The organism is Agrobacterium vaccinii (assembly GCF_021310995.1).
Classification (GTDB): domain Bacteria; phylum Pseudomonadota; class Alphaproteobacteria; order Rhizobiales; family Rhizobiaceae; genus Agrobacterium; species Agrobacterium vaccinii.
In genome coordinates, this window is the sequence record NZ_CP054150.1 from 576,595 (window position 1) to 602,861 (window position 26,267).

30 protein-coding genes and 1 pseudogene are annotated in these 26,267 nt (G+C 58.2%); 16 read left to right on the top strand and 15 right to left on the bottom strand.

Annotated features, from left to right (window positions below):
- Nucleotides 1–28: 28 nt before the first annotated feature.
- Nucleotides 29–478, bottom strand: a complete 450-nt coding sequence (locus HRR99_RS02750; protein WP_338422836.1) for an RT0821/Lpp0805 family surface protein — start codon at nucleotides 476–478, stop codon at nucleotides 29–31.
- 57 nt (nucleotides 479–535) lie between these two features.
- On the opposite strand from HRR99_RS02750, the gene pdxH reads away from it, so the two are divergent.
- On the top strand, nucleotides 536–1,156 hold the full coding sequence (gene pdxH, locus HRR99_RS02755; RefSeq protein WP_233122667.1) for a pyridoxamine 5'-phosphate oxidase: 621 nt from the start codon (nucleotides 536–538) through the stop codon (nucleotides 1,154–1,156).
- 14 nt (nucleotides 1,157–1,170) lie between these two features.
- On the opposite strand, the gene HRR99_RS02760 is transcribed toward pdxH, so the two are convergent.
- From HRR99_RS02760 to HRR99_RS02780, 5 genes are all read right to left on the bottom strand, one after another.
- On the bottom strand, nucleotides 1,171–1,836 hold the full coding sequence (locus tag HRR99_RS02760; protein ID WP_162694633.1) for an HAD family hydrolase: 666 nt from the start codon (nucleotides 1,834–1,836) through the stop codon (nucleotides 1,171–1,173).
- A gap of 3 nt (nucleotides 1,837–1,839) precedes the next feature.
- Nucleotides 1,840–2,277, bottom strand: a complete 438-nt coding sequence (locus tag HRR99_RS02765; RefSeq protein ID WP_233122668.1) for a bleomycin resistance protein — start codon at nucleotides 2,275–2,277, stop codon at nucleotides 1,840–1,842.
- Nucleotides 2,278–2,376: 99 nt separating this feature from the next.
- Nucleotides 2,377–2,646 (bottom strand): hypothetical protein, encoded by a 270-nt coding sequence (locus HRR99_RS02770; protein ID WP_233122669.1) that lies wholly within the window; start codon nucleotides 2,644–2,646, stop codon nucleotides 2,377–2,379.
- Nucleotides 2,643–4,058, bottom strand: coding sequence for a metalloprotease TldD (gene tldD / locus HRR99_RS02775; RefSeq protein WP_233122670.1), 1,416 nt, complete (start codon nucleotides 4,056–4,058; stop codon nucleotides 2,643–2,645). Before tldD ends, HRR99_RS02770 begins: the two co-directional genes overlap by 4 nt.
- 97 nt (nucleotides 4,059–4,155) lie before the next feature.
- Complete coding sequence (locus HRR99_RS02780; RefSeq protein WP_233122671.1) at nucleotides 4,156–4,674, bottom strand: invasion associated locus B family protein; 519 nt, start codon at nucleotides 4,672–4,674, stop codon at nucleotides 4,156–4,158.
- A 327-nt stretch (nucleotides 4,675–5,001) separates the two neighbouring features.
- Here HRR99_RS02780 and coxB point away from each other — a divergent pair, with 327 nt between their 5' ends.
- The 12 genes from coxB to HRR99_RS02835 all read left to right on the top strand — a co-directional run bounded on the left by coxB (nucleotide 5,002) and on the right by HRR99_RS02835 (nucleotide 14,666).
- Nucleotides 5,002–5,898, top strand: a complete 897-nt coding sequence (coxB, locus tag HRR99_RS02785; RefSeq protein ID WP_111840613.1) for a cytochrome c oxidase subunit II — start codon at nucleotides 5,002–5,004, stop codon at nucleotides 5,896–5,898.
- Between the two features lie 17 nt (nucleotides 5,899–5,915).
- Nucleotides 5,916–7,610 carry a cytochrome c oxidase subunit I gene (gene ctaD / locus HRR99_RS02790; RefSeq protein ID WP_111840614.1) on the top strand — a complete coding sequence of 565 codons (1,695 nt, stop codon included), beginning with the start codon at nucleotides 5,916–5,918 and terminating at the stop codon, nucleotides 7,608–7,610.
- 118 nt (nucleotides 7,611–7,728) lie between these two features.
- Nucleotides 7,729–8,682 (top strand): heme o synthase, encoded by a 954-nt coding sequence (locus HRR99_RS02795; RefSeq protein ID WP_233123559.1) that lies wholly within the window; start codon nucleotides 7,729–7,731, stop codon nucleotides 8,680–8,682.
- Nucleotides 8,682–8,813, top strand: a complete 132-nt coding sequence (locus HRR99_RS23160) for a hypothetical protein (protein ID WP_111840616.1) — start codon at nucleotides 8,682–8,684, stop codon at nucleotides 8,811–8,813. Before HRR99_RS02795 ends, HRR99_RS23160 begins: the two co-directional genes overlap by 1 nt.
- A gap of 26 nt (nucleotides 8,814–8,839) precedes the next feature.
- Nucleotides 8,840–9,442: a cytochrome c oxidase assembly protein gene (locus HRR99_RS02800; RefSeq protein WP_233122672.1), complete on the top strand. Its 603-nt coding sequence runs from the start codon at nucleotides 8,840–8,842 to the stop codon at nucleotides 9,440–9,442.
- A 201-nt stretch (nucleotides 9,443–9,643) separates the two neighbouring features.
- Nucleotides 9,644–10,519, top strand: a complete 876-nt coding sequence (locus tag HRR99_RS02805) for a cytochrome c oxidase subunit 3 (protein WP_111840618.1) — start codon at nucleotides 9,644–9,646, stop codon at nucleotides 10,517–10,519.
- Between the two features lie 85 nt (nucleotides 10,520–10,604).
- Nucleotides 10,605–10,991: a DUF983 domain-containing protein gene (locus HRR99_RS02810; protein ID WP_112498336.1), complete on the top strand. Its 387-nt coding sequence runs from the start codon at nucleotides 10,605–10,607 to the stop codon at nucleotides 10,989–10,991.
- Complete coding sequence (locus HRR99_RS02815) at nucleotides 10,984–11,736, top strand: SURF1 family protein (RefSeq protein ID WP_422387286.1); 753 nt, start codon at nucleotides 10,984–10,986, stop codon at nucleotides 11,734–11,736. The genes HRR99_RS02810 and HRR99_RS02815 overlap by 8 nt, the downstream gene beginning before the upstream one ends.
- A gap of 26 nt (nucleotides 11,737–11,762) precedes the next feature.
- Nucleotides 11,763–12,809, top strand: coding sequence for a 4-hydroxy-3-methylbut-2-enyl diphosphate reductase (gene ispH / locus HRR99_RS02820; RefSeq protein WP_233122673.1), 1,047 nt, complete (start codon nucleotides 11,763–11,765; stop codon nucleotides 12,807–12,809).
- 53 nt (nucleotides 12,810–12,862) lie between these two features.
- Nucleotides 12,863–13,831, top strand: a complete 969-nt coding sequence (locus HRR99_RS02825) for a homoserine kinase (RefSeq protein ID WP_233122674.1) — start codon at nucleotides 12,863–12,865, stop codon at nucleotides 13,829–13,831.
- Nucleotides 13,828–14,268: a ribonuclease HI gene (gene rnhA, locus HRR99_RS02830; RefSeq protein ID WP_111840622.1), complete on the top strand. Its 441-nt coding sequence runs from the start codon at nucleotides 13,828–13,830 to the stop codon at nucleotides 14,266–14,268. Before HRR99_RS02825 ends, rnhA begins: the two co-directional genes overlap by 4 nt.
- Before the next feature lie 89 nt (nucleotides 14,269–14,357).
- The gene (locus HRR99_RS02835) at nucleotides 14,358–14,666 is read left to right on the top strand and encodes a Dabb family protein (RefSeq protein WP_111840623.1); all 309 of its coding nucleotides are present in this window, start codon (nucleotides 14,358–14,360) and stop codon (nucleotides 14,664–14,666) included.
- A 43-nt stretch (nucleotides 14,667–14,709) separates the two neighbouring features.
- Here HRR99_RS02835 and HRR99_RS02840 read toward each other — a convergent pair whose 3' ends face one another.
- The 6 genes from HRR99_RS02840 to HRR99_RS02860 all read right to left on the bottom strand — a co-directional run bounded on the left by HRR99_RS02840 (nucleotide 14,710) and on the right by HRR99_RS02860 (nucleotide 19,067).
- Nucleotides 14,710–15,609, bottom strand: a complete 900-nt coding sequence (locus HRR99_RS02840) for a metal ABC transporter substrate-binding protein (protein ID WP_233122675.1) — start codon at nucleotides 15,607–15,609, stop codon at nucleotides 14,710–14,712.
- 16 nt (nucleotides 15,610–15,625) lie between these two features.
- Entirely contained in the window at nucleotides 15,626–16,498 is an 873-nt protein-coding gene (locus tag HRR99_RS02845) for a metal ABC transporter permease (RefSeq protein WP_233122676.1), read from the bottom strand.
- Entirely contained in the window at nucleotides 16,495–17,238 is a 744-nt protein-coding gene (locus HRR99_RS02850) for a metal ABC transporter ATP-binding protein (RefSeq protein WP_233122677.1), read from the bottom strand. Before HRR99_RS02850 ends, HRR99_RS02845 begins: the two co-directional genes overlap by 4 nt.
- Nucleotides 17,235–17,357, bottom strand: a complete 123-nt coding sequence (locus HRR99_RS23165) for a hypothetical protein (RefSeq protein WP_277877896.1) — start codon at nucleotides 17,355–17,357, stop codon at nucleotides 17,235–17,237. Before HRR99_RS23165 ends, HRR99_RS02850 begins: the two co-directional genes overlap by 4 nt.
- Nucleotides 17,358–17,654: 297 nt before the next feature.
- Nucleotides 17,655–18,140, bottom strand: coding sequence for a peroxiredoxin (locus HRR99_RS02855; RefSeq protein WP_233122678.1), 486 nt, complete (start codon nucleotides 18,138–18,140; stop codon nucleotides 17,655–17,657).
- A gap of 78 nt (nucleotides 18,141–18,218) precedes the next feature.
- Entirely contained in the window at nucleotides 18,219–19,067 is an 849-nt protein-coding gene (locus HRR99_RS02860; protein WP_111840628.1) for a protein-disulfide reductase DsbD domain-containing protein, read from the bottom strand.
- A gap of 158 nt (nucleotides 19,068–19,225) precedes the next feature.
- Here HRR99_RS02860 and HRR99_RS02865 point away from each other — a divergent pair, with 158 nt between their 5' ends.
- From HRR99_RS02865 to HRR99_RS02875, 3 genes are all read left to right on the top strand, one after another.
- Nucleotides 19,226–19,831, top strand: coding sequence for a YqgE/AlgH family protein (locus tag HRR99_RS02865; protein WP_233122679.1), 606 nt, complete (start codon nucleotides 19,226–19,228; stop codon nucleotides 19,829–19,831).
- Nucleotides 19,832–19,925: 94 nt separating this feature from the next.
- Entirely contained in the window at nucleotides 19,926–20,117 is a 192-nt protein-coding gene (locus HRR99_RS02870; protein WP_111840630.1) for a CsbD family protein, read from the top strand.
- Nucleotides 20,118–20,281: 164 nt separating this feature from the next.
- Nucleotides 20,282–21,418 (top strand): zinc-binding metallopeptidase family protein, encoded by a 1,137-nt coding sequence (locus HRR99_RS02875; RefSeq protein WP_233122680.1) that lies wholly within the window; start codon nucleotides 20,282–20,284, stop codon nucleotides 21,416–21,418.
- On the opposite strand, the pseudogene HRR99_RS02880 reads toward HRR99_RS02875, so the two are convergent.
- From HRR99_RS02880 to HRR99_RS02890, 3 genes and pseudogenes are all read right to left on the bottom strand, one after another.
- A pseudogene (locus HRR99_RS02880) lies at nucleotides 21,397–24,213 on the bottom strand (EAL domain-containing protein); the annotation flags it as partial. The gene HRR99_RS02875 and the pseudogene HRR99_RS02880 sit on opposite strands and share 22 nt — an antisense overlap.
- A 101-nt stretch (nucleotides 24,214–24,314) precedes the next feature.
- The gene (locus tag HRR99_RS02885; RefSeq protein ID WP_112498345.1) at nucleotides 24,315–24,905 is read right to left on the bottom strand and encodes a GNAT family N-acetyltransferase; all 591 of its coding nucleotides are present in this window, start codon (nucleotides 24,903–24,905) and stop codon (nucleotides 24,315–24,317) included.
- 48 nt (nucleotides 24,906–24,953) lie between these two features.
- Nucleotides 24,954–26,252, bottom strand: a complete 1,299-nt coding sequence (locus HRR99_RS02890) for a M16 family metallopeptidase (protein WP_111840633.1) — start codon at nucleotides 26,250–26,252, stop codon at nucleotides 24,954–24,956.
- Nucleotides 26,253–26,267: the final 15 nt, after the last annotated feature.

Genomic DNA, 26,267 nt, shown 5'->3' on the forward strand with positions numbered 1-26,267 from the left:
CGCTTTAAAGAAGGAAAGGGTAAATGCTTTATTTCTGGCTGAAGCGGGTCATCAGCCATTCACCGGTCTCGGAGAGACAGGCCTGACCGCTATAGCTCGCCACGCCTTCGAAAGAATGGCGAGTGGTATCGAACTGGCGGCAGACAAAGCCGCTGGCCCTGTCTTCCCTGATGGCGGTGACGACACCGGCACTGCCAGTGGCCGCATTGGCCCAGGGCAGGGGAGAATCGGAAATCTTTGCGAGATCGGCAGACGTGACGGCGTTGCGGATCGTCGCATCGTCGGAAAGCGTCTGGGTATTCGACTGGTTGGGAACCGATGCCGTGGACAGGGATTTATCGACCTTGTCACCACCGAACAGGTCAAGACTGACGCAACCGGTCAACATGCCAAGCATGCACACAGTTGCGGAGGCACCCGCGACCGATGACAAGAAGCTCTTTGTTCGACTGTTCGACTTTGCTATGACGTTCACCATCTATAAACCAGAATCCATCTCTGGTGTGCAAATCAGCTCAGGAGCATTTTATTCAATATGTCGGAAAGCCGGTTAACATCCAGTGACTTTACTGAGGAAAATGAACCTTTCACACTTTTTGCGGCCTGGTTGCAGGATGCGACCGCTTCGGAAATCAACGATCCGAACGGCGTAGCACTCGCTTCGGTGGATGAGGAAGGCATGCCCAGCGTGCGTATGGTTCTGTTGAAACATGCCGATGAGCGGGGCTTCGTTTTCTACACCAACTTCGAAAGCCGCAAAGGCCACGAACTGCTTGGCCAAAAAAAGGCGGCCATGTGTTTTCATTGGAAAAGCCTGCGCAGACAGGTGCGTGTGCGCGGTCTGGTCGAGGTTGTCAGCGATGCGGAAGCGGATGAATATTATGCGACGCGCGCCCGTGGCAGCCGCATCGGCGCATGGGCATCCAAACAGTCGCGCCCGCTGGAAAGCCGTTTCGCGTTGGAAAAAGCCGTCGCTGCCTATACGGCAAAATACGCCATCGGCGACATACCCCGCCCGCCGCACTGGTCGGGCTTCCGCATCCAGCCGCTGACCATCGAGTTCTGGCAAGACGGCAAATTCCGCCTGCACGACCGCGTCGAATTTCGCCGCGAGACGCCGCATGGGGACTGGTCCAAGGTGCGGATGTATCCCTGATGTGAAAGCGTTGCTTACGACGCTTTCAACAATTCCGCTACGTCGAACAGGCTGTCGCAGATCGCCACACACTTTTCGCGCATCGCGTCCGTCGCGGGCGCGACATCGGGCACCATAATGGTCTGCGTTCCAGCGCTCCATGCGGACTGAACGCCGTGATAGGAATCTTCCAGCGCAACGCAATCGCGAGGGTCGATGCCGAGACGTTCGGCGGCGGTCAGATAGGGGAGGGGCGATGGCTTCGGTTCCGCATAATCGCCGCGCGCCAGGATATGGTCAAAGCGGCGCAGGAGATCGAACGGGCCGAGATGGCGATTGACGGATTCGTGGCCGGACGACGTGGCGATGGCGCGCGGCAGGCCCATCTCGTCCAGCAGATCCAGAATTTCGAGAACGCCACCCCGAAGTGCCACGCCATCCGCCATCTGGATCGCCAGATGCCGAAGCCAGGCGTCGCGAAACGCCTCCATTGGAAAATCCTCGCCGTATTCGGTGCGGATGGTCTTGGTAATGACATCCCACGGACTACCGCAGACCCGCTGGTAGACATCGACCACCATGCCATGCCCGCCCTCTTCTGAGGCAGCCAGAAATGCATCCCGGTAGTGCTTTTCGCTCTCGATCAGCAGCCCATCCATATCAAAAATGACGGCTTTCGGCCTACGCAACATCAGGGCCATGGTTCAGCCGAACCGGAATGGGCGCTCGCCCAGGCTTTCGAATGGGCGGATGAGATAACCGTCCGGGTCAGCGACGACGAATTGCCGGTTGCCGACTTCGGTCTCGCCCCTCCGATACCATTTCTCTTCCAACGGCAGAAACAGCGAAATCTCCGCGCGCTCCAACCGCTCGATAATGGCCTCCAGCGACGGCACCACCAATTGAAGGTTCATTCCCCGCCCCAATGGATAATTCATCGGTCTGGTCTCGTCCTCGAAAGTCCGTCCCGCCCCGATCTGGTCGATCATCAACTGTGCATCGCCCAGCGCCAGATAGGTAAAACCTTCTTCCGGTCGTTCATAGACCACGTGAAAACCAATGAGATCGCAGTAAAAAGACCGGCTTCTCGGCCAGTCGCTAACGGCCAGTTCAGGAACAAGGGCATTTTCTATGAAAGTCATTTTTGGGCCATGTCACCTTTAAAAATACAATTGCTATAACGCTTCTGCGCAGAAAAGGTAACTCCGTTCAGGCGGAAACGTTGCAGGCCGACGATCCATTCAACGCGAACGCACCAGTTTGAGGGCACCATAGGTCAGCACGATCATGAGCGGTAAGCTGATGCCAAAGCCGATCAGCATTTCCAGATCAGCAACCTGCTCCGCATTTTCCGCCCCATAAAGATCGACAAGCTTTTCGGCAAGTGGTTGCGGAAATTGCGGAAACCAGTCAGGTCGCGTGAGCCAGAGATGCGTGAGAACGCTTGAGGCGAACAACACCCATATCGACACGAGAGCTGGTTCGGCGAGCTTCCGCATGAGCTCCGTCAAGCCTTCGTCCCGCCCACGGTGATCTGGTCCATGCGCAGATGCGGCTGGCCAACGCCGACCGGCACCCATTGGCCTGCCTTGCCGCAATTGCCGATACCGGTGTCGAGCTTCATGTCGTTGCCGATCATCGTCACGCGCTTCATGGCGTCAGGCCCGTTGCCGATCAGCATGGCGCCCTTGACCGGCGCGCCGATCTTGCCGTTCTCGATAAGGTAGGCTTCTGTGCAGCCGAAAACGAATTTGCCCGAGGTAATATCGACCTGACCGCCGCCGAAGGAAACGGCGTAGATGCCCTTCTTGACCGAGGCGATGATCTCTTCCGGCGTCTTGTCGCCGCCCAGCATATAGGTGTTCGTCATGCGCGGCATGGGGACATGCGAGTAACCCTGACGGCGGCCATTGCCGGTTGCCGTCATGCCCATCAGACGAGCATTCTGCCGGTCCTGCATATAGCCAACCAGCTTGCCGTTTTCGATCAGGACGTTGTAGGCGGACGGTGTGCCTTCGTCGTCGACGGTAATCGAACCGCGACGATTGTCGATGGTGCCGTCATCCACCACGGTTACGCCGGGTGCTGCCACCATTTCGCCCAACAGGCCAGCAAAGGCCGATGTCTTCTTGCGGTTGAAATCGCCTTCCAGACCGTGGCCGACGGCCTCATGCAGCATAACGCCTGGCCAGCCGGAGCCGAGCACCACATCCATGGTGCCTGCAGGCGCATCGATGGCGCTGAGGTTGACGAGGGCCTGACGTAAGGCGTCATCGGCACCGCGCTGCCAGTTTTCCGTGGTGATGAAATCGCTGAAGCCAACACGACCGCCGACGCCGAAGGAGCCGCTTTCCTGACGGTCGCCTTCTCCTGCGATGACGGAGATGTTGATGCGCGTCATCGGCCTGATGTCACTCACGCGATGGCCGTCTGCACGCAAGATATCCACGACCTGCCAGCTTGCCGAGACGCTGGCCGTAACCTGGCGGACCTTAGGGTCCTTGTCGCGCAGATAGGCGTCGATTTCGGTCAGAAGCTTCACCTTTTCCTCGAAGCTCGGAGCGCCGATGGGATTTTCATCGCCGTAGAGTTTCTTGTTGGTGCGCTGCGGAGCTGCCGCATAGGAGCCGGAATAACCTTTGGTGACCGCACCGACGGCATCCGATGCGCGCTGAAGGGCGCTCAGCGAAAGCTCGCCCGCATGGGCATAGCCCACCGTTTCGCCAGCGACGGCGCGAAGGCCAAAACCCTGATCGGTGTTGAAGCTGCCGCCCTTGAGGCGACCATTGTCGAAGGTCAGGGATTCCGACTGCGCATGTTCCACGAACAATTCACCGTCGTCTGCCCCGGAGAGCGCCTCGGCGACCTTGGCGCGCAACTGCCCTTCATCGCAATCGAAAAGGGTCAACAGGTCTTGGGTCATCGCAGGCTCCAGTCTTGGTGTGTCCTCAGCATCGAACAGTCTTTCTGTCCAACGCTTCAGCGCATTTAAGTGCTGAAACCCTTGCGCGCAAGATCGGTCAGGGGAGGGTGTCGTAACCTTCGGCAAAGCCGCGCAGCTCGATGGGGATACCGACACGGTCCTGATCCACGGCTTCACGCAGCGCGAAAACGGCGTTTTTGCCAGCCCGCAGCACCTTCAGCAACTCGTCGTCAATATCGACCTCGACATAGCAACCTTCGGAGAAGCAGCGTGTGAAATAGGCGCGGCCGATATTGTTGTTGTCTATGTAGAGTTCCATCCCATCCTTCAACAACACGCCCAGCGGCGCCAGAATGCGAAGAATGCGCGACTTGCGATCCGCTGTCTTGAGAATGACAACGGAAAGGCCAACTTCCGGGCGATCGTCCGCAATCACGTTCTGCATCAATGCGCATTGTTCTTCGGACGCGCCCGCAGGCTTGTCGCAGATGACAGACCATGCGCCATGCGTCGATTTCGGTGTTCCCGGCGGCTGCTGGGCAAAACCCACAGCGGGAACGGTAAGGGAAAGACCGGCGGCGAAAAGAAAAGCGCGCGCAATCGGGGACAGACGCATGGATACCTCGGAATTCGAATCAGTGCGGCTATTTTGACTTGCCGTTAGGGACAAGGAAAGAGCCGCGCTCCTCAATTCCAAGCGAGTGCGGCCAAAATAGGACTTAGAGGGGAGAAGGCTGCGGTTCCGGGCTTCGGCAAGCGCCTAATCCTGCGCTTTACGGGTCTGCGTGGGCCATCATAGCAGAACGTATAGCGTTAAAAATGCGTGGCTTGCCAACCAAGGCGATATTGCGGCGAAGGGCAAACTATGATTTGAAGTCTACACTATATGCATGGATTCTGCGTTTGAGATTGATCATGATCAAACGCGTGAGGGAGAGGTACCGTGACTAACAGGATTTACGCAAGCTTGGTGGGCGCCATCTGTCTGCTCACGGCTGCCGGCGCCCGCGCCGACCAGCCGCGGGACTGGCAAATGGGATTGCAGGAGGCGGCAACGCCCATCATGCATGAGATTCGCTGGTTCGAACAATATACACTTTGGTTCATCGTTCCGGTCACGCTGTTCGTGCTCGCCCTGTTGATTGTCGTTGCGGTCAAGTTCCGCGCGTCGAAAAATCCGGTGCCGTCCAAGACAAGCCATAACACTGCCATCGAGATCGTCTGGACGCTCGCGCCGGTTCTCATTCTGATGTTCCTGGCATTCCCCTCGTTCAACCTGCTCAATGCGCAGCTGACGCAGCCGGAAAATCCCGATCTGACGCTCAAGGCCACAGCTACACAGTGGCAGTGGAATTACGAATACGCGGCTGCCGAGGGCGCCGAGCCGCTGGCCTTCGACAGCTACATGCTGAAAGAGCCGGATCGCGCCACCGCTGGAAAACAGGATGTGGCCCGCTATCCGCGTCTTCTCGCCGTCGACAACGAAATGGTCGTTCCCGTCGGCAAGACCGTGCGTCTTCTGGTCACGGCAGCGCCGACAGACGTCATCCATGCCTTCGCGATGCCTGCCTTCGGCGTCAAGATCGATGCCGTGCCGGGCCGCCTGAACGAAACATGGTTCAAGCCTGAAAAAGAAGGCCTCTATTACGGGCAGTGCTCCGAGCTTTGCGGCAAGGATCACGCCTTCATGCCAATCGCCATACGTGTGGTTTCCGAAGAGCAGTACAACACCTGGCACGCCGCAGCCGCTTCAGATCTGAGCGGTGCGAACCGGGCGCTCATGGCTTCCGTGGATGGTGCGCCAAGCACCGTTCAGGTCGCCGAAAACGAAACCAAGTAACGTAAGGAGTGAGGACAATGGCTGGACCTTCCGCACACGACGATCATCACTCTCACGCGCATGATGCTTCTCATGATGATCACGCGCACCATGCGCATAAGCCGAGCTTCGCTCAGCGCTGGCTCTTTTCCACCAACCACAAAGACATCGGTACGCTCTACCTGATCTTCGCGATCATCGCGGGTATCATCGGTGGTGGCCTTTCCGTCGTCATGCGTATGGAATTGCAAGAGCCGGGCATTCAGATTTTCCATGGCCTCGCATCCATGGTCTATGGTTTCGAAGGCGATGCGGCCATTGATGGTGGCAAGCACATGTATAATGTGTTCACCACCGCGCACGCGCTCATCATGATCTTCTTCATGGTGATGCCTGCCATGATCGGCGGTTTCGCCAACTGGATGGTGCCGATCATGATCGGTGCGCCAGATATGGCGTTCCCGCGTCTCAACAACATCTCCTTCTGGCTCATCGTGCCAGCCTTTATTCTGCTGCTTCTGTCGCTCTTCGTTGAAGGACCGGCGGGTGCCTATGGTGTGGGTGGTGGCTGGACCATGTATCCGCCGCTCTCGACCAGCGGCATGCCGGGGCCTGCGGTGGATCTGGCGATCTTTGCGCTCCACGTTGCCGGTGCTTCGTCCATTCTGGGTGCCATCAACTTCATCACGACCATTCTCAACATGCGTGCGCCGGGCATGACCCTGCACAAGATGCCGCTGTTTGCATGGTCGGTGCTGGTGACAGCATTCCTGCTTCTCCTGTCGCTGCCGGTGTTGGCCGGTGGCATCACCATGCTTCTGACAGACCGCAACTTCGGAACGACTTTCTTCTCGCCCGAGGGCGGTGGTGATCCGATCCTCTACCAGCACCTGTTCTGGTTCTTCGGTCACCCGGAAGTCTACATTCTGATCCTGCCCGGCTTCGGCATCATCAGCCACATCGTGTCGACCTTCTCCAAGAAGCCGATCTTCGGTTATCTCGGCATGGCCTACGCCATGGTCGCCATCGGTGCCGTCGGCTTCATCGTGTGGGCGCACCACATGTACACGGTCGGCCTGTCGCTGGAAGCGCAGCGGTATTTCGTCTTCGCAACCATGGTCATCGCGGTGCCCACGGGGATCAAGATCTTTTCCTGGATTGCCACGATGTGGGGTGGGTCGCTGACTTTCTCGACACCGATGATCTGGGCCATCGGCTTCATCTTCCTGTTCACGGTGGGTGGCGTCACGGGCGTACAGCTCGCCAATGCCGGTCTCGACCGTTCGCTGCATGACACCTACTACGTGGTCGCACACTTCCATTACGTGCTGTCGCTGGGTGCCGTCTTTGCGATCTTTGCGGGCTGGTACTACTGGTTCCCGAAAATCACCGGTTACATGTACAGCGAAAAGATCGGCAATCTGCACTTCTGGGTCATGTTCGTCGGCGTCAACCTCATCTTCTTCCCGCAGCACTTCCTCGGTCTCGCTGGCATGCCGCGTCGTTACATCGACTACCCGGATGCCTATGCACATTGGAACGCAGTGTCGTCCTACGGCTCCTACATTTCGGCGGTGGCGGTTCTCATCTTCCTCGCCGGTGTCTGGGAAGCCTTCGCCAAGAAGCGTGTGGCGGGTGACAACCCTTGGGGTGAAGGTGCAACGACGCTGGAATGGCAGCTGTCTTCGCCGCCACCATATCACCAGTGGGAACAGCTTCCCCGCATCCGCTGAGGCATTTTGTCCAAGCGTGTATGTTTGCTGAACATGATAAATGTCAGTTTCACGCTGAGATGAAAGACACACAGGAGCGCCGCATCCATGCGCGGCGTTTCCTATGAAAGCAGAAAAAATGACTGTTATCGACAATCGCGACACGTTGGGACTGGAAAGCGTCAGGCTTTCGGAAGCGGGCGCTCGCGATTATTTCGAGCTGCTGAAGCCACGCGTCATGTCGCTTGTGGTGTTCACGGGCTTTGCTGGCCTCGTCCTTGCACCGGGCACGATCAATCCCGTGCTTGCGGTGGTTGCCATCCTCTGTATCGCCGTGGGTGCTGGTGCATCCGGCGCGCTGAACATGTGGTATGATGCGGATATCGACGCCGTGATGACACGCACTGCCAAGCGCCCGATCCCGTCTGGCCGCGTCGCACCCGGCGAAGCGCTGGCATTCGGCCTGATATTGTCGGTGTTCTCGGTCGCCATTCTCGGGCTCGCCATCAACTGGTTTGCCGCAGGCCTTCTGGCCTTTACGATCTTCTTCTACGCCGTGGTCTACACCATGTGGCTGAAGCGCTCGACACCGCAGAACATCGTTATCGGTGGCGCGGCGGGTGCATTCCCGCCCACGCTGGGCTGGGCCTGTGTGACGGGCGGCGTGTCGCTCGACAGCACCATTCTCTTCCTCATCATCTTCCTTTGGACGCCTGCGCATTTCTGGGCGCTGGCTCTATTCAAAATGCGCGACTACGGCTCCGTCGGCATTCCGATGATGCCGAATGTCGCAGGCGAGCGGTCCACCAAAAACCAGATGATCGCCTATTCGGTGCTGACGGCCTTCGTCGCGGTTGCGCCCTATTATACGGGTCTTGCGGGTGCTGGTTACGGCATCTTCGCCGCCGTTCTCAGCGCCATCTTCATCTACTGTTCCATCTCTGTCCGGCGCATGCCGGATGGCGACGAGCGTATGATGCAGGCCAAGAAGATGTTCGCCTATTCGGTTTTCTATCTCTTCGCGATCTTTTCCGGCCTGCTGGCCGATCATCTCGCGCCGTCATTTATGACGTTGATCTCGGGAGCGGCATAATGGAAACCATCAAGCTCAACGATGCGCAGAAGCGCTCGCGACGCAGCCGAAACATCGCGCTCGGCGTCGTGCTGGCCTCGCTCGTGGTTCTTTTCTACATCATCACCATCATAAAAATCGGCGATTTCTGATCGCGATCAGAGGAGGGGGAGGCGATATGGCAGCAACGGAAACCACGGCTAAGAAGACCAGCAACGGCTCTATTCTCGTGCTGTGCCTTGTCTTCGTCTGCGGCATGGTCGGCATGGCCTATGCGTCGGTGCCGCTTTACCGTCTGTTCTGCCAGGTCACCGGCTATAACGGCACCACCCAGCGTGTCGAGCAATATTCGGATGTCATTCTCGACAAGACGATAAAGGTCACCTTCGACGCCAACACCTCCACCGGTCTGAACTGGGATTTTCGTCCGGTTGACAGACAAGTCGAGCCGAAGATCGGAGAGACGGTGCAGGTCATGTTCAAGGCGACGAATCGCTCGCCGGTTGCCACGACCGGCAGTGCCGTGTTCAACGTGACGCCGATGGAGGCGGGTGCATACTTCAACAAGGTGCAATGTTTCTGCTTCACGGAAACCACGCTGCAACCCGGCGAAACGCTTGAGATGCCAGTGGTTTTCTTCATCGATCCCGAGATCGTCAAGGCTCGGGAAACGAAGGGCATTCATACTTTGACACTGTCCTATACGTTTTATCCATCCAAGACGGAAAAACCGGTTGCGTCCTTGCCGGTAAAGACTGAACGTGAAGAGACGAAACTTTGAGAGTGGGAGGCTCGACCGTTCCGGTCGTGCTGTAGACGTGGTTTTCTTGATGAAGAGCACGGTATCGAGTGAGACGAGCGCATCGACTTGAAACCTCAAGGGTTTCGAAATAGTCGATGGGTAGATGAAGAGAGTGAGAGCGTGGCGTGCGTCCGGTTGGATGTCCGGCGCTTTAGGGAAGAGCCTGCGGGGATCGATCACATGGCAGACACACATCAGAAGAAACATGACTACCATATCATAGACCCCAGCCCGTGGCCGCTTCTGGCCTCGATTGGTGCTTTCGTCCTGACCTTCGGTGGCGTCTGTTACATGCGCTACCTGCATGGCGGCTCGATGAAGATGTTCGGCCTGGAATGGGCCAACCCATGGATGTTCTACATCGGCGTGGCCATCGTGCTCTACGTCATGTACGCCTGGTGGGCCGATACGGTGAAGGAAGGACATGAGGGGCACCATACGCCTGTCGTGTCGCTGCATCTGCGCTACGGCATGATCATGTTCATCGCCTCCGAAGTCATGTTCTTCGTGGCTTGGTTCTGGGCCTATTTCGACGCCAGCCTTTACCCGCATGAGGCCATTCAGGCAGCACGCGTGGAGTTCACAGGCGGTCAATGGCCACCCAAGGGTATCGAGGTCATCGATCCCTGGCACCTGCCTCTTTACAACACGGTCATCCTGCTGTTGTCCGGTACCTGCGTGACCTGGGCGCACCACGCACTGCTGCACAATGACCGCAAGGGTCTGATCAGCGGACTGGCGTTGACGGTCGCGCTCGGCGCATTCTTCTCCTTCGTGCAGGTCTACGAATACATGCACGCGCCGTTCGACTTCAAAAATTCGATTTACGGCGCGACCTTCTTCATGGCGACAGGCTTTCACGGCTTCCACGTTTTCGTGGGAACGATCTTCCTGCTGGTCTGCCTGTTCCGTGCCATTTCAGGTGATTTTTCACCCAAGCGGCATTTCGCGTTCGAAGCTGCCGCATGGTACTGGCACTTCGTTGACGTTGTCTGGCTGTTCCTGTTTTTCGCTATCTACGTTTGGGGTGGCTGGGGCGCACCGCTGGCCCATTGAGGTCAAACGAGGAATTGAACAAAGGGCGGCGCGTGCCGCCCTTTGTATTTTTGCGGCCTGATGGATCGCAAAGGGAGAGGATGCGATGACGCAGGACAATGAGGCGCTTTATCCGCCCGTGGACCCGGTCAAGGTCGGGCTGCGGGGCTGTTGCCCGCGTTGCGGCCACGGCAGGCTGTTTGCCGGATTTCTGACGTTGAAACCCAAATGCAGCGCCTGCGGTCTGGATTATGCCTTTGCCGATGCGGGCGAGGGGCCAGCCGTTTTCGTCATGCTCATCGTCGGTTTCCTCATCATCGGTCTGGCGCTGTGGTTCGATGCTCGGTTTGCGCCACCGGTCTGGCTGCACGCCTTGATATGGATACCCACAGCGATCATCCTCTCGCTCGTTCTGCTCAAGAAAATGAAGGGCATCATGATTGCCCTGCAATATCGCACCAAGGCCAGTGAAGGCAGGATCGATCGTGACTGACAGTGCATCTCTTAAACCGCGACAGCGCAGCTTCTGGTTTGCAGCACCGCTCATCCTGCTGGCCATGATCATTCTCGTGTCGCTGGGTACCTGGCAGGTGAAGCGGATGTACTGGAAAGAGGCGCTTCTGGCCGACATCCAGCAACGCATCCACGCAGCCCCCGTGCCGCTTTCGGATATCGAGGCGATGGCCAAGAGCGGTGGCGATATCGAGTATCGCACCGTGGCGCTCACCGGCACGTTCGATCACGCCCACGAACAACACTTCTTCGCGACGTTTCAGGGCCAGACCGGCTATTACATCTATACGCCACTGAAACTTGAGGATGGCAGATCGATTTTCGTCAATCGTGGCTTCGTGCCATACGACATGAAGGAACCTGCCAAGCGTATGGCAGGCGAGGTTGCGGGTGTGGTGTCGATACAAGGTCTTGCCCGCGCCCGGCTTAACGCCAAACCATCGAGCCTGCTGCCGGAAAACGATCTGAACAAAAACATCTATTACTGGAAAGACCTCACCGCGATGACCGGCGCGGCAGGGCTTGAAAGCGAAAATGTCCTGCCGTTTTTCGTGGATACCAACGATGCATCCAACCCCGGCGGTTGGCCGAAGGGCGGTGTCACGCTGATCGATCTGCCGAATAATCACCTTCAATATGCGATAACTTGGTACGGATTGGCGCTCGCCCTTGTCATCGTGGTCGGTTTTGCCTATGTCCGGGGTTCAAGAAAAGCGACGGACTGAAAGCTCGGGAGGCAGAAGGAGAAGGAATGAATATTGCCGTTTCCAAACCGCCTCTGACGATCAGGCTCTGTGGCCCGCGCGGCTTCTGTGCTGGTGTCGACCGTGCCATCCAGATCGTCGTTCTGGCGCTGAAAGCCTATGGCGCACCCGTTTATGTCCGCCATGAAATCGTTCACAACCGCTATGTCGTTGAAGGTCTCGAGGCCAAAGGCGCGATTTTCGTTGAGGAACTGAACGAAATTCCGCCGGAGCATCGCCAGCAGCCGGTGGTGTTTTCCGCCCATGGCGTTCCCAAATCCGTGCCTGAGGATGCGCAGGCCAGAAACCTGTTCTACCTCGATGCGACGTGCCCGCTGGTGTCGAAGGTCCACAAGCAGGCCATGCGCCACCAGCGCCTCGGCCGCCATGTCATCCTCATCGGTCATGCCGGTCACCCGGAGGTCATCGGCACCATGGGGCAACTGCCGGAAGGCTCTGTCTCGCTGGTCGAAACCATCGAGGATGCCGCGCGCTATCAGCCCGCGGACACACAAAATCTCGGCTTCGTCACCCAGACGACTCTGTCCGTGGATGACACGGCAGGCGTGATCGCCAAGCTGCAGGAACGGTTTCCTGCCATGCAGGCACCTGCCGCAGACAGCATCTGCTACGCCACCACCAACCGTCAGGATGCGGTCAAGCAGGCGGCCCCCGGTTGCGACCTGTTCATCGTCGTCGGCGCGCCCAACTCCTCCAATTCCAAGCGGCTCGTGGAAGTGGCATTGCGCGCAGGCGCAAAACGCTCCGTGCTGGTGCAACGTGCCGCCGAAATCGACTGGAACGAGGTCGGTGATGTGGAGACCGTTGGCCTGTCTGCCGGTGCGTCCGCGCCCGAGGTCATCGTGGATGAGATCATCCAGGCCTTCAAGGCGCGCTACGACACCAAGCTCGACCTGGCCGTGACGGTCGAGGAAACAGAGCATTTCCTCGTCAATCGCGAATTGCGCGAGATCGAGCTGACGGTGCAGGACATGGCGTTCGTCAACGGTAGCGCGAGCGACGCTCTGCCTGCCAAACTCGCCAAGCCCCTCTGATCGCTAGCGAAAAATTTACGTCCCGACCCTTCTTCCGCTTAAGAGATTGAAAATTGGCAGTTTACACGGATATCAGCGAAGACGATCTGCGGCAGTTTCTCGGACAATATGATGTCGGTGAGCTGACATCCTATAAGGGCATTGCCGAGGGCGTGGAAAACACCAATTTTCTGCTGCACACGACAAAAGAACCGCTGATCCTGACGCTTTATGAAAAGCGGGTGGAAAAGTCGGACCTGCCATTCTTTCTGGGCCTGAAGCAGCATCTGTTCGCAAATGGCCTGTCGTGCCCTCTGCCCCTGCCGCGCCACGATGGCGAACTTCTGGGTGAACTTTCGGGCCGTCCCGCCGCACTGATCTCGTTTCTGGAAGGTATGTGGTTGCGCAAACCCGAGGCGCGTCATTGCCGTGAAGTGGGTAAGGCGCTCGCCGCCATGCATCTCGCCGGTGAAGGTTTTGAACTGACGCGCCCCAATGCGCTATCGGTGGAAGGCTGGAAGGTCTTGTGGGAAAAATCCGCTGATCGGGCCGACGAGGTCGAGGCCGGTTTGCAGAGCGAAATTCCCGCCGACATCGATTTCCTCAGCACCCACTGGCCGAAGGACCTGCCATCGGGCGTCATCCATGCCGATCTGTTTCAGGACAATGTCTTCTTTCTCGGAGATGAACTGTCCGGCCTGATCGACTTCTATTTCGCCTGCAATGATCTGCTGGCCTACGATGTTTCCATCTGCCTCAACGCATGGTGCTTCGAGAAAGACGGGTCTTATAACGTCACGAAGGGCAAGGCGCTGCTGGAGGGTTACCAGTCTGTGCGGCCTATGAGTGCGGCTGAACTGGATGCGTTGCCGCTTCTGGCGCGCGGCTCTGCGCTGCGGTTTTTCCTGACACGCCTGTATGACTGGCTGACGACGCCGGAAAGCGCGCTGGTGGTCAAGAAAGACCCGCTGGAGTATCTGCGCAAGCTTCGATTCCACCGCGCGGTTTCCAACGTGGCGGAATACGGGCTGGCAGTCGCATGAAGCATGTCGAAATTTACACCGATGGTGCCTGCTCGGGTAATCCGGGTCCGGGCGGCTGGGGCGCGGTGCTGCGCTATGGCGAGACGGAAAAAGAACTGTTCGGCGGTGAGGCCGATACCACCAACAACCGCATGGAGCTGATGGCAGCGATACAGTCGCTGAACGCGCTGAAAGCGGCTTGCGAGGTCGATCTTTACACCGACAGTGCCTATGTGAAGGACGGTATCACCAAGTGGATTTTCGGCTGGAAGAAAAAGGGCTGGAAAACCGCCGATAACAAGCCGGTCAAGAATGTCGAGCTTTGGCAGGCGCTAGAATTGGCACGTGAGCGACACAAGGTAACGCTGCACTGGGTCAAGGGCCATGCTGGTCACCCGGAAAACGAACGTGCCGACGAACTTGCCCGAAAGGGCATGGAGCCATTCAAACGGCGGTAACAGACAGGTGCTTTACTGGGGTTGCAGATCGCGCCCGCAAGGCTATCTATCGCTGATCATAATAAGAAATAAAGCAGAGAGGGACCCCGATGATTTCACATTGCGTATTTGTGCGCTTCAAATCCGCCGTTGCCAGTTCGGAAAAGCAGGCGATCTATGAAGCGATCACTGCGCTGAAAGACGTCATTCCCGGCATTATCGACGTCAAATTCGGGCAGAACGTTTCGTCTGAGGGGCTGAACGGCGGCTTTCTGGATGGTTTCATCGTAACGCTCGACAGTGTTGAAGCCCGCGACGAATATCTGGCACATCCGCAGCATATCGATGTGGGCGAGCGCTTGATCGGCTTGACGGATGGCGGCGCTGCCGGGCTGCTGGTCTTCGATATGGCCATCTGATCGAGACTTGCGGCGGGTGGCCCGCCGCAACTCAAACCGCTGGTCAGCTGGATTTGTTGATGGCAGCGGCAATCTGCTCGACATTGTAACGGAACATCTTTTCGTAAGTCGAGGCAGGGCCCTTCGCCTTGGAGAGTGATTCCACGTAGAGTTCACCGCCCGGCTCGGCCCCCGTTGCCTTTGCCACCTGCTTCACCAGGCGCGGATCGTTCGAATTCTCGAAGAAGTACGTCTTCACATGCTCGGCCTTGATCTGCTCGATCAGCTTGGCAACATCGCCCGCAGACGCTTCGGTTTCCGTCGAAACGCCGAGCGGCGACAGGAACGTCACCTTGTATTCGCGCCCGAAATAGCCGAACGCATCGTGGCTGGTCAGCACCTTGCGGCGATCTTCCGGGATGGCATCGAATTTCGTATGGGCATAGGCATCCAGTTTGTCCAGCGTCTTGAGGTAGGCCTGTGCATTGGCCTTGAAGTCCTGGGCGTCCGACGGATCTGCGGCTGAAAGCGCGGTCTCGATGTTTTCCACCCAGACTTTCACATTGACCGGGCTGTTCCACACATGCGGATCGGTCACCGTCTTCCCGTCCTCATCCATCTCGCGGGTCTTGATGCCTTGCGAAACCGTCACCGGCGTTCCCTTGTAACCGGAGGCGGAAATCAGGCGGTCCATCCAGCCTTCCAGCCCCAGGCCGCTGACGAAAACCACGTCTGCCGCCTTCAGGCTTTTGGCATCGGCGGGCGATGGCTCGAATTCATGCGGGTCGCCGTCAGGCTTGACGAGACTGGTGACGGTCACATCGTTGCCGCCCACCTGCTTGACCACATCGGCCAGCACGGTGAAAGACGCGACGGCCTTCAGTTCCGCAGCGGATGCGGGCGAGGCATAGGCCATGAGGGCGGGTAGTGCAGCAGTCGTCAGGAGTAGAGTTCGCGATAGCATTGGCAAGTCTCCAGATTTAGCCCTTCAAATGTGGGCGGGTGAAATAACGACCGGCCAGTCCCGCAGGGGCGGCCAGAATGGAAAGCCCGTATAGGCAGGTTGCTGCCATGATGATGGTCGGGCCGGAGGCGAGCTCGAAATGGTAGGACACCACAAGCCCGAGATAGCCGGAAAGCGCGGCGCTGAGCGCTGCGACGATGAGCATGGATGGCAGGCTGCGGGTCCACAATTGCGCGATGGCCGCAGGCAGCATCATGAGCCCCACCGCCATCAAGGTGCCAAGTGCCTGAAAGCTCGCGACCAGATTGATGACGACCAGCACCAGAAAAATGACGTGATAGGCAGGCCCACGCCCACCCACGGCTCGCAGAAATCCAGGATCGAAACATTCCGTCACCAGTGGGCGGTAGATGAAGGCGAGAGCGACAAGAGTGAGGGAAGTGATTGCGCCGATCTGGTAAAGGGCCGGTGCGTCTATCGCCAGAATGGTGCCGAACAGCACATGCAGAAGATCGACATTGGAACCGCGCAGGGACACGATCAGCACGCCCAGCGCCAGCGACGCCAGATAGAAGCTCGCAAAACTCGCATCCTCCTGCAACGGCGTGATGCGGCTGACGATGCCCGAGAGAAGGGCGACGGACAGCCCGGCAATCAGACCGCCAAAACCCATGGCTGTCAGCGAAAGTGACCCGGCGACGAGATAGCCGATGGCAGCGCCCGGCAGGATGGCATGGCTCAGCGCATCTCCCATCAGGCTCATGCGACGCAGCATCAGAAACACGCCGATGGGACTTGCGCCCACTGCCAAACAGAAGCAGGCAACGAGTGCCCGGCGCATGAAGCCATAATCCTGAAACGGTGCGAGGAAAATATCATAGACCGTCATGCTGCTGGCTCACAGACATCGCTGTTGTCGTCCCAGCGTTCCGCCATGATGCGGGCGCGCATCAGATTGACGGGCGACATCACTTGTTGCGTCGGCCCCCACGCAATCAGTTCTCGGGCCATCAACAGCGTCTCGGGAAAATAGGCGCGCACTTGATCGAAGTCATGCAGCACGGCAATGACCGTGCGTCCCTCGCCATGCCAGCGACCAACGATGTCCAGAAGGTCACGGGTTGTGCGGGCGTCGATTGCGGTAAAGGGCTCGTCCAGTAGGATGAGGCTGGCATCCTGCATCAACAGGCGGGCAAACAGCACGCGCTGGAACTGGCCGGCGGAAAGCGCCCCGACGGATCGGTGCTCGAAGCCCGCAAGACCGACGATGGCAAGAGCCTCCTCGGCACGCGCCTGCTGCTTTTTGCCGATGGAGCCGAAGGCTCCGGCGGTTTTCCATGTGCCCAGAAGCACGGTTTCGAGAACCGAAATCGGAAAACGCCTGTTGATATCGGCTGCTTGCGGCAGATAGCCGAAGTCGGCGCGCTCAAGAGCGTGGGTGATTCTGCCTTCTGACACCTTGAGGTCGCCGATAATCGCCTTCAGCAGCGTGGACTTGCCCGCCCCATTCGGCCCGGCAATCGCCGTCAGGCTGCCCCGGTCAAAACTCCCGGAGAGGTGATGCACCGCCGGATGCCGGTCATAGGCCACGGTCAGATTGTCGATCGACAGAACCGCCGCGCCGCTCATGACAGCAACGCCGCCCAGTGGATGGCAAGCCAGAGCGGAAGGAGAATGACAAGGGCGAGGATAAGGCGGGTCATGGCAGACTGTCGCAACAGGTGCCGTGGAGAGAGATGATGCAGCATGGAATGCTCACAATAATGTTATAGCATTACTGTAATGATATAACGATTACGGCGAAAGCATGACGTGTGTGTTGGGGATAACGGTAGACAGCACGCTAAGCGCGCGATGACTGGAATATGGGTGAGTGACCAGCCAGACCCATGACAGCAGCCGGTTCTGATCATCGCTTTCGTCATTCCGGCCTTGAGCCTTGACACCAGCGATCTCAGTTGGTCAGGTCGAAAGAGTCTTCCAACCCAAGGACTTGGGTTGGCTGGACCCCGGCTCAAGGCCGGGGTGACGGCGTCAGTAGACGCTTAAAGCTGCTCGATCATAGTCGCGGCAGACGACACTGTGGCCTGGCCGGGATTGTCTTCGACATTCAGAGACTTAATCACGCCGTCTTCCACCAGCATGGAGTAGCGCTTGGAGCGCACGCCGAGGCTTCCGGCGGAGAGATCGGCATCGAGGCCAAGCGCCTTGGTGAATGATGCGTCCCAGTCTGCGAGGAAGTGGATTTTGCCCTGGCCACCTGATGATTGCGCCCATGCACCCATGACGTGCCAGTCATTGACCGAAACAACGGCAATATCGTCCACGCCACGCGCGAGGATCGTATCGCGGTTTTCGAGGTAGCCGGGCAGGTGGTTGAGCGAGCAGGTGGGGGTGAACGCGCCGGGAACGGCGAAGACAACGACCTTCTTGCCTGCAAACAGGGCGTCCGTGGTGGTGTCCACCGGGCCGTCTGCCGTCTTTTCCTTGAAGGTCGCGGATGGAAGTTTATCGCCGATCTTGATGGTCATGCTGTCGCTCCTGTGGCAGTTTTCAGGGGCGACTATAGAGGACGAATTGCTGCCGTCGTCAATGAAATCCGGTGTCTTTCACTGCGGAAAATCGAGCGGCGCTTCCATGACCTGTCCACCGGACTTGACCAGAATGGTCCAGTGCTGGCCGCGCGGGTTATAGGATTTCGGCAGGCCCTTGATATTCATGTAGAAGGACAGCTTGCGCTTGTCGCGCACCATGTTCTGCGGCTCGAAATAGGCGTAACCGGAGGGGCCAGCGACGTAGATTTCCGTCTCCTTCGGCGCATTGTCCGGCAGACGAAGCTCTACGCCGAGCAGGGTTTTGTCGGGCGTGATGTGGAAATTCTGCACTTTGAAATCATCATCCGGCGGCTGCGGCAGTGCGACTTTGGCGTTGGCGACAGCTTCGGTCTCTTCCGGTGTCGCCGGCTTGCCGTGGTCCTTGCGGATTTCGAAATTCGCCTCGAAGGGAATGCAGATATTGAGGCAGACGCCGATGAATGCCGTCAATCTCGCCTTGTCTTCATCCGACCCCGGTTGTGCTTGCAAAACGAAAGGCAGGCTGACGGGGGCGTCGTAGCCGATGTCGTTGATCTCGCCATTCTCGATGAGTTTCGGCACGGGAAACGCCAGCGACGTCAGGGTCGCGCCGCTTGTCGGATCAAGCGTGATCTTCGGCGGAATGCCTGCTTCGCCCGGTTCGCGCCAATAGGTAATCCAGCCCGGTTTGAGTTCGATCTGCAATACGGCCTCGATGCGACCGCTGGCGTCGGCGGGTTGGCTGACGACACGCATGCGCCCACCCTCGCTGGTTTCCCAGTCCGTCGTATCGGCATTGGCCGGGGCAGGGGAGAGTACGAATGGAAGCGCAAGGGCGAAGAATGGCAACGATGCGCGCAGAAAGAGAGAGAGCTTAGCGTTCATTCCCCCGGTCTAGCCTAACATCCGCTAGCGGGCCAGTTACGATTTTGAGCCGGTTATCATTTTCGGTTGATTGATGGGCGACTATGCCGCATCCTTAACAAATGACCAACCCAATGCCGTAGCTGCTCACGCCAGCCTATCGCAGACCGGAGGCTCCAGTGACCTTTTCGACCCTGATGGACAAGAGAGAACGCGGCTTTCTGGATGGCCATTTTCTCATCGCGATGCCGGGACTGGAGGGCGGGTCCTTCGAGCGTTCGGTGGTTTACATCTGCGCCCATTCCAGCGCTGGCGCTATGGGCTTTATCATCAACCGCCCGCAACAGATCACCTTTACCGATGTGCTGCTGCACTTGAAGATGATGGATCAGAACGACGCCATCATGCTGCCGAACCGCACCCGCGAGTTCCCCATTCAGTGCGGCGGACCGGTGGAGTCCGGCAGGGGCTTCGTGCTGCATTCGGATGATTATAATGGCGACTCCAGCATTCCCGTCAGCGACGATATCTCGTTGACCTCGACGCTGGATATTGTGCGCGCCATTTCCAGCGGGCGCGGACCCGATAAGGCAACGATGCTGCTGGGCTATGCGGGTTGGGGGCCGGGGCAGCTCGAAGGCGAGATTGCCAGCAATGGCTGGCTCAATTGCCCCGCATCCGAGGAATTGATCTTCGACCGTATGCTGGACAATAAATACGAACGTGCCCTGGCGCTGATGGGGGTCGATCCGCGAATGCTGTCGGCAGAAGCGGGTCATGCTTAAGGGGCCAGAAATTTAGCGGAACCAAAATTTAATCCCGACGTTTTTATCCCGGTCGCCAGCGCCAAGTCTGGTTAAAAAACTAGGGAGAAACATCATGGGTAGCACATCCGATAAAGTCGCTGGCACAGCCAATGAAGTTGCTGGCAAGGTAAAGAAGAGCGTTGGCTCTGCCACTGGTAATGACCGTATGCGCGCCGAAGGTGCTGCACAGGAAACCAAGGGCAAGGTCCAGAAGACGGTTGGCAAGGCCAAGGATTCCGTCAAGGGCGCCGTAGACCGCATGTAATTCGTTTGGTCACTTCGGCCACCGGGCCGTGGCAATATTCTATAAAACGCATGTGCCGATATCAGGCGCATGCGTTTTTTCATCTCTGATCTCTCAATTTTCATAGCGCCGGACCATTCGAAAGCCGATCTTTCCCGTCCGCGTGCTCGCTTCTGGAGCGTTAAATGCAGCTATTCTCTTGCGCTGCCTGTGGGCAGCCGGTCCATTTCGACAATCGGTCCTGTGTGAAATGCGGCCATCGTCTGGCCTTCGTGCCGGAAACGCTTTCCATGGAAGCCGTGGACCCTGTGGGTGATCCAAACTGGTCGCTGGTGTCCAATCCAGAGCGGCAAATTCGCTATTGCGCCAATGAAGTCAACGACATCTGCAACTGGTCGGTGCCCGCTGAGAGCGACCATAAATTCTGCCCGGCCTGCAGCCATAACCGGCTCGTTCCAGACGCTTCGACAGAGGAGGGCATCGAGCAATGGCGCCGGTTGAGCCAGGCGCAACGTCACCTGTTCTATTCCATGCTGCGCCTGAACCTGCCGCACCCCAACCGCGATGTCGACCCAAATGGTGGTCTCGTTTTCGATTTTCTGGTGGATGAAGTCGCGCCCGATGGTTCGATCATTCCTGCCATGACCGGCCATGATGAAGGCTTGATTGCCATTCGCGCTGCTGAATCCGATGATGCGACGCGCGCGCAGATCAAAAGCAACATGAACGAGCCATACCGCACCATGCTCGGCCATTTCCGCCATGAAGTCGGTCACTTTATCTGGAACAAGCTGGTGCGCGATGCCAACCGGTTGGAAGCCTGCCGTGCCGTCTTTGGCGACGAGCGCGAGGATTATGGCGACGCGTTGAAGCGCAATTACGAGCAGGGGCCGCAGCTCGGCTGGGAGCAGACTTACATCAGCTCCTATGCCTCGGTTCACCCGTGGGAAGACTTTGCGGAATGCTTCGCGCACTACCTCCACATCGTCGACACGCTGGAAACGGCGCATGCTTTCGGCATCGCCATCGAGCCGGAAGGCCATGAGGAACTTGAAACGGATGTCGCCTTCGAGCCGTACAGCGCACGAAGTGCCAAACAGTTGGTCAACGCTTGGGTGCCGCTCAGCGTCGCGTTGAACTCCATGCAGCGCAGCATGGGTGAGGCCGACCTATATCCCTTCGTGCTGACGCCAGCCGTTGTGGACAAGCTGGAGTTCCTGCACAAGCTGTTGCATGGCCGGGTGCCTGAAGACCAGCAGCAGAACTGGCAGCCCGCCCCGCAGCAGCAGGCTGAGCAAAATCAGGCTCTCTTGACCACCTGAAAACGCTCGCGCAGCAGCTGTAGCGCCGCCTCCGGCGTATCCGGCGTACCGAACAGGAAGCTTTGCCCGTAATGACAATTCATGCGGGCAAGCTCTGCCGCATCTTCCGGCGTTTCGATCCCCTCAGCAACGACCTGCATTTCCAGCGCCCTCGCCATGGCGATGATTGAGCGCAGTAAGACGTTTCGCTTGTCGCTGGTGTTGGCGACCAGCGCCTTGTCCAGCTTGATCGTGTCGAACGGGAAGCGGGTGAGATAGGCGAGCGAAGAATAACCCGTGCCGAAATCGTCCAGTGCGAGGCTGAGCCCGGTTTCCTTTAGCTTTGCCAGCACCAGACGCGCCTGTTCCGGGTTTTCCATCACGACGGATTCGGTCAACTCCAGCTTCAACTGCGCGGGATTGCACCGCGTGCGCTGCAACATGCTGCGCACGTCGTTGTACAACTCGTTGTTCAGCAGTTGCGCGCTGGAGATATTCACGGAAATGAAGATCGGTAGCTTGTCGATGGCATGTTGCCAGTCCATAAGATCCGTCGCAGCCCGTTCCAGCGCGAACATGCCAAGCGGTTCGATAAGACCGGACGCTTCCGCAACAGGAATGAACTCGGATGGCGGAATGCTGCCGCGCTTGGGGTGTTCCCAACGCATCAAAGCTTCGAAGCCTGCCATATCGCCATTGTCGAGCTTGATAATCGGCTGATACGCCAGCGACAGCTCCTTGCGCTCTATAGCACGGCGAAGGTCGCTTTCCATCTGCAAACGGTCTGTGCCGGATGTGCGGAAGGCAGGGCGGAACGGCTCGACGCGGTTGCCGCCCGCGCGCTTGGCACGGTACATGGCAAGCTCGGCGTCGCTGAGCAGACCAGCGGCGTTTTCCTGCTGGTCGATCCACGAGACGAGGCCGATGGAGGCCGTCAGAATGATTTCGCGGTTGGCGAAATTGATCGGCACCATGATGGCCTTGTTCACCGCATCGGCAAAATCCGCCACGCGCTGAGGATCGCGTTCCGACACGAGAATGAGGCCGAATTCATCGCCCGACAGGCGCGCAAGTGTGTCCTGCGGTTTCAGCAGACGGCGCAGGCGGCGTGTCAATGCAATCAGGATATTGTCGCCAGCGGCAATGCCCAGCGTATCGTTGACCAGCTTGTAGCGGTCGATATCGATGGCCATGACGGTGGGGCGTACGGTTTCGCCTTCCGGTGCCAGATTGAGCACGGATTGCAGACGGTCGAGAAAAACCTGGCGGTTGGGCAGGCCGGTGAGATTGTCGCTCAAGGCATCCTGCAACAGCCGCTCTACCGAGTTCTTCTGCTCGGTGATATCGGTGATGGTGCCAACGCAACGGATGATTTCGCCGTTCGAGCCCAGCACGGGCCGCGCGCGGATTTGCAGCCAATGGAAATGCCCATCCTCGGCGCGAATGCGGAATTCGTGGTTCAGGCGTCCCTTGCGGTGGTCCAGCAGCACGTCCAGCGTGGCTTTGAAACGGTCACGGTCATCCGGGTGCAAGCGCGGCAACCAGTTGCGCGCAGCGCCGTGCATAGTGCCGGGGTGCAGGCCAAGCTTGATCGAGACATCAGGGGTGGTGACGATGCGGTCACGCGTCACGTCCCAGTCCCACACGGTGTCGCCACTACCCGTCAGCGCCAGAGATTGCCGTTCGAGATCCGAAAACAGCCCCTGTTGATAAGCACTGCCCGCAAAGGCATGCTGGATCACGGTAAAGCCGATCAAGAGAACGATGAGAACGAGACCGCCGCCCAGCGCAGGCTGAACGATGTCATTATCCAGTTGCCCCGTGACCGTCAGCCAACTTCCAAACAGCCAGACGAGAATCAGCGCCCATGAGGGCACAAGCAGAATGGCCCGGTCGTAGCGGTTGAAGCCGAGATAGATGATCAGCACGATACCGGCGGTCGCCGTTAGCGCAAACGACAGGCGGGCAATGCCGGACGCGATGGAAGGATCGTAGATCGCCACGCCGAACAGTGCGCCAAGCCCGATGATCCACGCAAATGTCGCGTAGCCAAGATGCGCGTGCCATCTGTTCAGATTGAGATAGGTGAACAGGAAGACCACGAAACTGGACGCGAGTGCGACTTCCGCACCCGCGCGCCATATTCGCTCGTCGCTTGATGTCACGGTGATCAGCTTTTCCAGAAAGCCGAAATCCACGCAGATGTAAGCCAGAACAGCCCAGGACAGCGCCGCAGAGGCGGGCAGGACGGAGGTGCCTTTGACCACGAAGAGGATGGTCAGGAGAACGGCGAGCAAACCCGCAATACCCAGCACGATGCCGCGATAGAGCGTGAACGCGTTGATCGTGTCTTTATATGCCTCGGGTTCCCAGAGATAGATTTGCGGCAGTTGTGGCGTGGAAAGCTCCGCCACGAAGGTGATGACCGCGCCGGGGTTCAGCGTGATGCGAAACACGTCGGCGTCGGGGCTGGGTTGCCGGTCCAGCGCAAAGCCTTCACTGGGGGTAATCGCAATGATGCGCTGCGAGCCGAGATCGGGCCAGAACAGTTTGGAATTCACCAGACGGAAATGCGGGGCGACGATCACGCGCTCCAGCTGCTCTTCCGACACGTTCGCCAGCGCAAACACGGCCCAGTCACCCTGATGTGCGGGGGAGGAAGCGCGCACTTCGATACGGCGGCGAATGCCATCAGGGCCGGGCGCTGTGGAAACCTGAAAGGCTTCGCCCTGATTGGCGTAAATGTCCGTCGTCGCCGTCAGGTCCAGCGCGGTGTCATCGCGAGAAATCTTGACCGGTTCGAAAGCATGGGCTTGTGCGGCGAAAAGTGCGCACAGAAACATCAGGGGCGTAAAGCGCGCTGCGGCCACAAAGCGTCCTATGAGGCGCAACGCAAGGCTAATATATGTCATCTATCCTACTGCGTCCCGCCGGGATTTTGCTTATCGGCAATGAGGGAGAACATGACGTGGTCTCGCCACTCACCGTTTATTTTCAGATATTCCCGCAAGAGACCTTCTCGCTGAAATCCGGCGTTTTCAAGCAGCCGTATGCTTTTGAAGTTCTCTGGAATACAGGCTGCCTCAATACGGTGCAACTGAAGTCCGTTGAAGATGTAGGGTATTACCAGCTTTAATGCGGCAGACATATGGCCTTGGCCCGCGTAAGCCTCGCCCATCCAATACCCGATCATGCAGCTTTGCGCCGCACCCCGCCGGATGTAGCCGATGGTGATGCCGCCCAAAAGCGTGTTGTCGGATTTGAACAGCAGCATGGACACCGCAAGGCCAGAGGAAAATTCCTGGCCGTTGCGTGTCACGCGGACCCGGTAGGAGCTTTCGCTCAGCTCGTCACCGCGCCAGCTCGGCTCCCACGGTTGAAGGAACTGCCTGCTATCCGAGCGCAGCCTGTGCCACTGTCGGTAATCGGAATAGCGCGGCAGTCGCAACAGATATTCGGCACTGCGAAGTTCCGGCGTATCGCTATGACGGGAAAGAAAACGCAGCATGTAAGGTCAGACCTCATCCTACTTGCCGCGGACACATGCCCTTAGCCCTCAGCCATTTGCCTTTATCTGGATGGACGGCGACGCAGAAAGCTCCGCCGTGATGTCTGACAGCGGCGAGAGGTTTTCCAGCGGGCCGATGGCGGACAAAGTCGGAACTGTATCGAAAAACAGCCGTCCCGCAAGATCAGTCAAACGCTGCGGAGTAATATCCCCCAGACGCTGCATCATCTCGTCATTGGGAATCGGGCGACCATAAAGCATCATCTGGCGTGCCATCTGCCCGGCACGCGCCGCCGGGCTTTCCTGACCCATCAGCAACTGCGCACGAATTTGGGCACGGGCGCGGTCGATTTCTTCCTGATGGATGGTCTGCGAGGACTTGCGAAGCTCGTCTATGATGACGGGCACGAGTTCCGGCAGGTCGCTGCTGCCGGTGGCGGCATGAATGCCGAAAATGCCGGTATCGGAGAAGCCCCAGTGGAAGGCGTAGACCGAGTAGCACAGGCCGCGATACTCACGCACTTCCTGAAACAGTCGCGAAGACATGCCGCCGCCGAGGATGTTGGCCAGAATTTGCGAACAGTAGAAATCGCGGGCGTGATAAGCCTTCCCCTCGAAACCGAGAAGCACCTGCGCATCCATCAGATCGCGCGTCTCGCGGATTTCACCACCTGTATAAATGGCTTTTTCCATGACAGGCGTGGCGACCGGCAGCTGCGGCAGGCCTGCGAAGCGTTGCTCGACCTGCTTGACGAAACTTTCATGATCCACCGCACCGGCGGCAACGACGAAAATACGATCCGTCGTGTAATTGCGTGCCAAATAGTGGCGAATCTGGCCGGTTGTAAAGGATTGGACCGTTTCAGGCGTGCCCAGAATAGGTCGGCCAATGGTTTGGTCGCGATAGGCGACACCGGAGAAATTGTCGAAGATGACGTCGTCGGGAGTATCGGTCGCAGCACCGATTTCCTGCAGGATGACGTTCTTTTCACGCTCCAGTTCCGCCTCTTCGAAAGCGGATTCGGTCAGGATATCTGCGAGGATATCCACCGCGAGCGGTACGTGGTCCTTGAGGACGCGGGCGTAATAGGATGTCGTTTCGGTCGATGTGGCAGCGTTGACTTCGCCGCCCACATTCTCGATTTCCTCGGCAATCTGGCGCGCTGTGCGCCGTGCCGTGCCCTTGAAGGCCATATGTTCGAGAAGATGCGCGATGCCATGCTCGTCATCGGTCTCGTTGCGGGAGCCGGATTTGATCCACACCCCAAGAGCAACGCTTTCGAGGTGTGGCATTCTTTCGGTAACAACGGTCAACCCGGAGGCTAGCCGGGTCACATTTACACTCATATTCAGTCTTTCCGC

What these genes read in the sequence shown, in the direction of transcription:
- HRR99_RS02750 (WP_338422836.1), bottom strand. Translation starts at nt 478, where the DNA reads ATGGTGAACGTCATAGCAAAGTCGAACAGTCGAACAAAGAGCTTCTTG.
- pdxH (WP_233122667.1), top strand. Translation starts at nt 536, where the DNA reads ATGTCGGAAAGCCGGTTAACATCCAGTGACTTTACTGAGGAAAATGAA.
- HRR99_RS02760 (WP_162694633.1), bottom strand. Translation starts at nt 1,836, where the DNA reads ATGGCCCTGATGTTGCGTAGGCCGAAAGCCGTCATTTTTGATATGGAT.
- HRR99_RS02765 (WP_233122668.1), bottom strand. Translation starts at nt 2,277, where the DNA reads ATGACTTTCATAGAAAATGCCCTTGTTCCTGAACTGGCCGTTAGCGAC.
- tldD (WP_233122670.1), bottom strand. Translation starts at nt 4,058, where the DNA reads ATGACCCAAGACCTGTTGACCCTTTTCGATTGCGATGAAGGGCAGTTG.
- HRR99_RS02780 (WP_233122671.1), bottom strand. Translation starts at nt 4,674, where the DNA reads ATGCGTCTGTCCCCGATTGCGCGCGCTTTTCTTTTCGCCGCCGGTCTT.
- ctaD (WP_111840614.1), top strand. Translation starts at nt 5,916, where the DNA reads ATGGCTGGACCTTCCGCACACGACGATCATCACTCTCACGCGCATGAT.
- HRR99_RS02795 (WP_233123559.1), top strand. Translation starts at nt 7,729, where the DNA reads ATGACTGTTATCGACAATCGCGACACGTTGGGACTGGAAAGCGTCAGG.
- HRR99_RS23160 (WP_111840616.1), top strand. Translation starts at nt 8,682, where the DNA reads ATGGAAACCATCAAGCTCAACGATGCGCAGAAGCGCTCGCGACGCAGC.
- HRR99_RS02800 (WP_233122672.1), top strand. Translation starts at nt 8,840, where the DNA reads ATGGCAGCAACGGAAACCACGGCTAAGAAGACCAGCAACGGCTCTATT.
- HRR99_RS02805 (WP_111840618.1), top strand. Translation starts at nt 9,644, where the DNA reads ATGGCAGACACACATCAGAAGAAACATGACTACCATATCATAGACCCC.
- HRR99_RS02810 (WP_112498336.1), top strand. Translation starts at nt 10,605, where the DNA reads ATGACGCAGGACAATGAGGCGCTTTATCCGCCCGTGGACCCGGTCAAG.
- ispH (WP_233122673.1), top strand. Translation starts at nt 11,763, where the DNA reads ATGAATATTGCCGTTTCCAAACCGCCTCTGACGATCAGGCTCTGTGGC.
- rnhA (WP_111840622.1), top strand. Translation starts at nt 13,828, where the DNA reads ATGAAGCATGTCGAAATTTACACCGATGGTGCCTGCTCGGGTAATCCG.
- HRR99_RS02835 (WP_111840623.1), top strand. Translation starts at nt 14,358, where the DNA reads ATGATTTCACATTGCGTATTTGTGCGCTTCAAATCCGCCGTTGCCAGT.
- HRR99_RS02840 (WP_233122675.1), bottom strand. Translation starts at nt 15,609, where the DNA reads ATGCTATCGCGAACTCTACTCCTGACGACTGCTGCACTACCCGCCCTC.
- HRR99_RS02845 (WP_233122676.1), bottom strand. Translation starts at nt 16,498, where the DNA reads ATGACGGTCTATGATATTTTCCTCGCACCGTTTCAGGATTATGGCTTC.
- HRR99_RS02850 (WP_233122677.1), bottom strand. Translation starts at nt 17,238, where the DNA reads ATGAGCGGCGCGGCGGTTCTGTCGATCGACAATCTGACCGTGGCCTAT.
- HRR99_RS23165 (WP_277877896.1), bottom strand. Translation starts at nt 17,357, where the DNA reads ATGCTGCATCATCTCTCTCCACGGCACCTGTTGCGACAGTCTGCCATG.
- HRR99_RS02855 (WP_233122678.1), bottom strand. Translation starts at nt 18,140, where the DNA reads ATGACCATCAAGATCGGCGATAAACTTCCATCCGCGACCTTCAAGGAA.
- HRR99_RS02860 (WP_111840628.1), bottom strand. Translation starts at nt 19,067, where the DNA reads ATGAACGCTAAGCTCTCTCTCTTTCTGCGCGCATCGTTGCCATTCTTC.
- HRR99_RS02870 (WP_111840630.1), top strand. Translation starts at nt 19,926, where the DNA reads ATGGGTAGCACATCCGATAAAGTCGCTGGCACAGCCAATGAAGTTGCT.
- HRR99_RS02875 (WP_233122680.1), top strand. Translation starts at nt 20,282, where the DNA reads ATGCAGCTATTCTCTTGCGCTGCCTGTGGGCAGCCGGTCCATTTCGAC.
- HRR99_RS02885 (WP_112498345.1), bottom strand. Translation starts at nt 24,905, where the DNA reads ATGCTGCGTTTTCTTTCCCGTCATAGCGATACGCCGGAACTTCGCAGT.
- HRR99_RS02890 (WP_111840633.1), bottom strand. Translation starts at nt 26,252, where the DNA reads ATGAGTGTAAATGTGACCCGGCTAGCCTCCGGGTTGACCGTTGTTACC.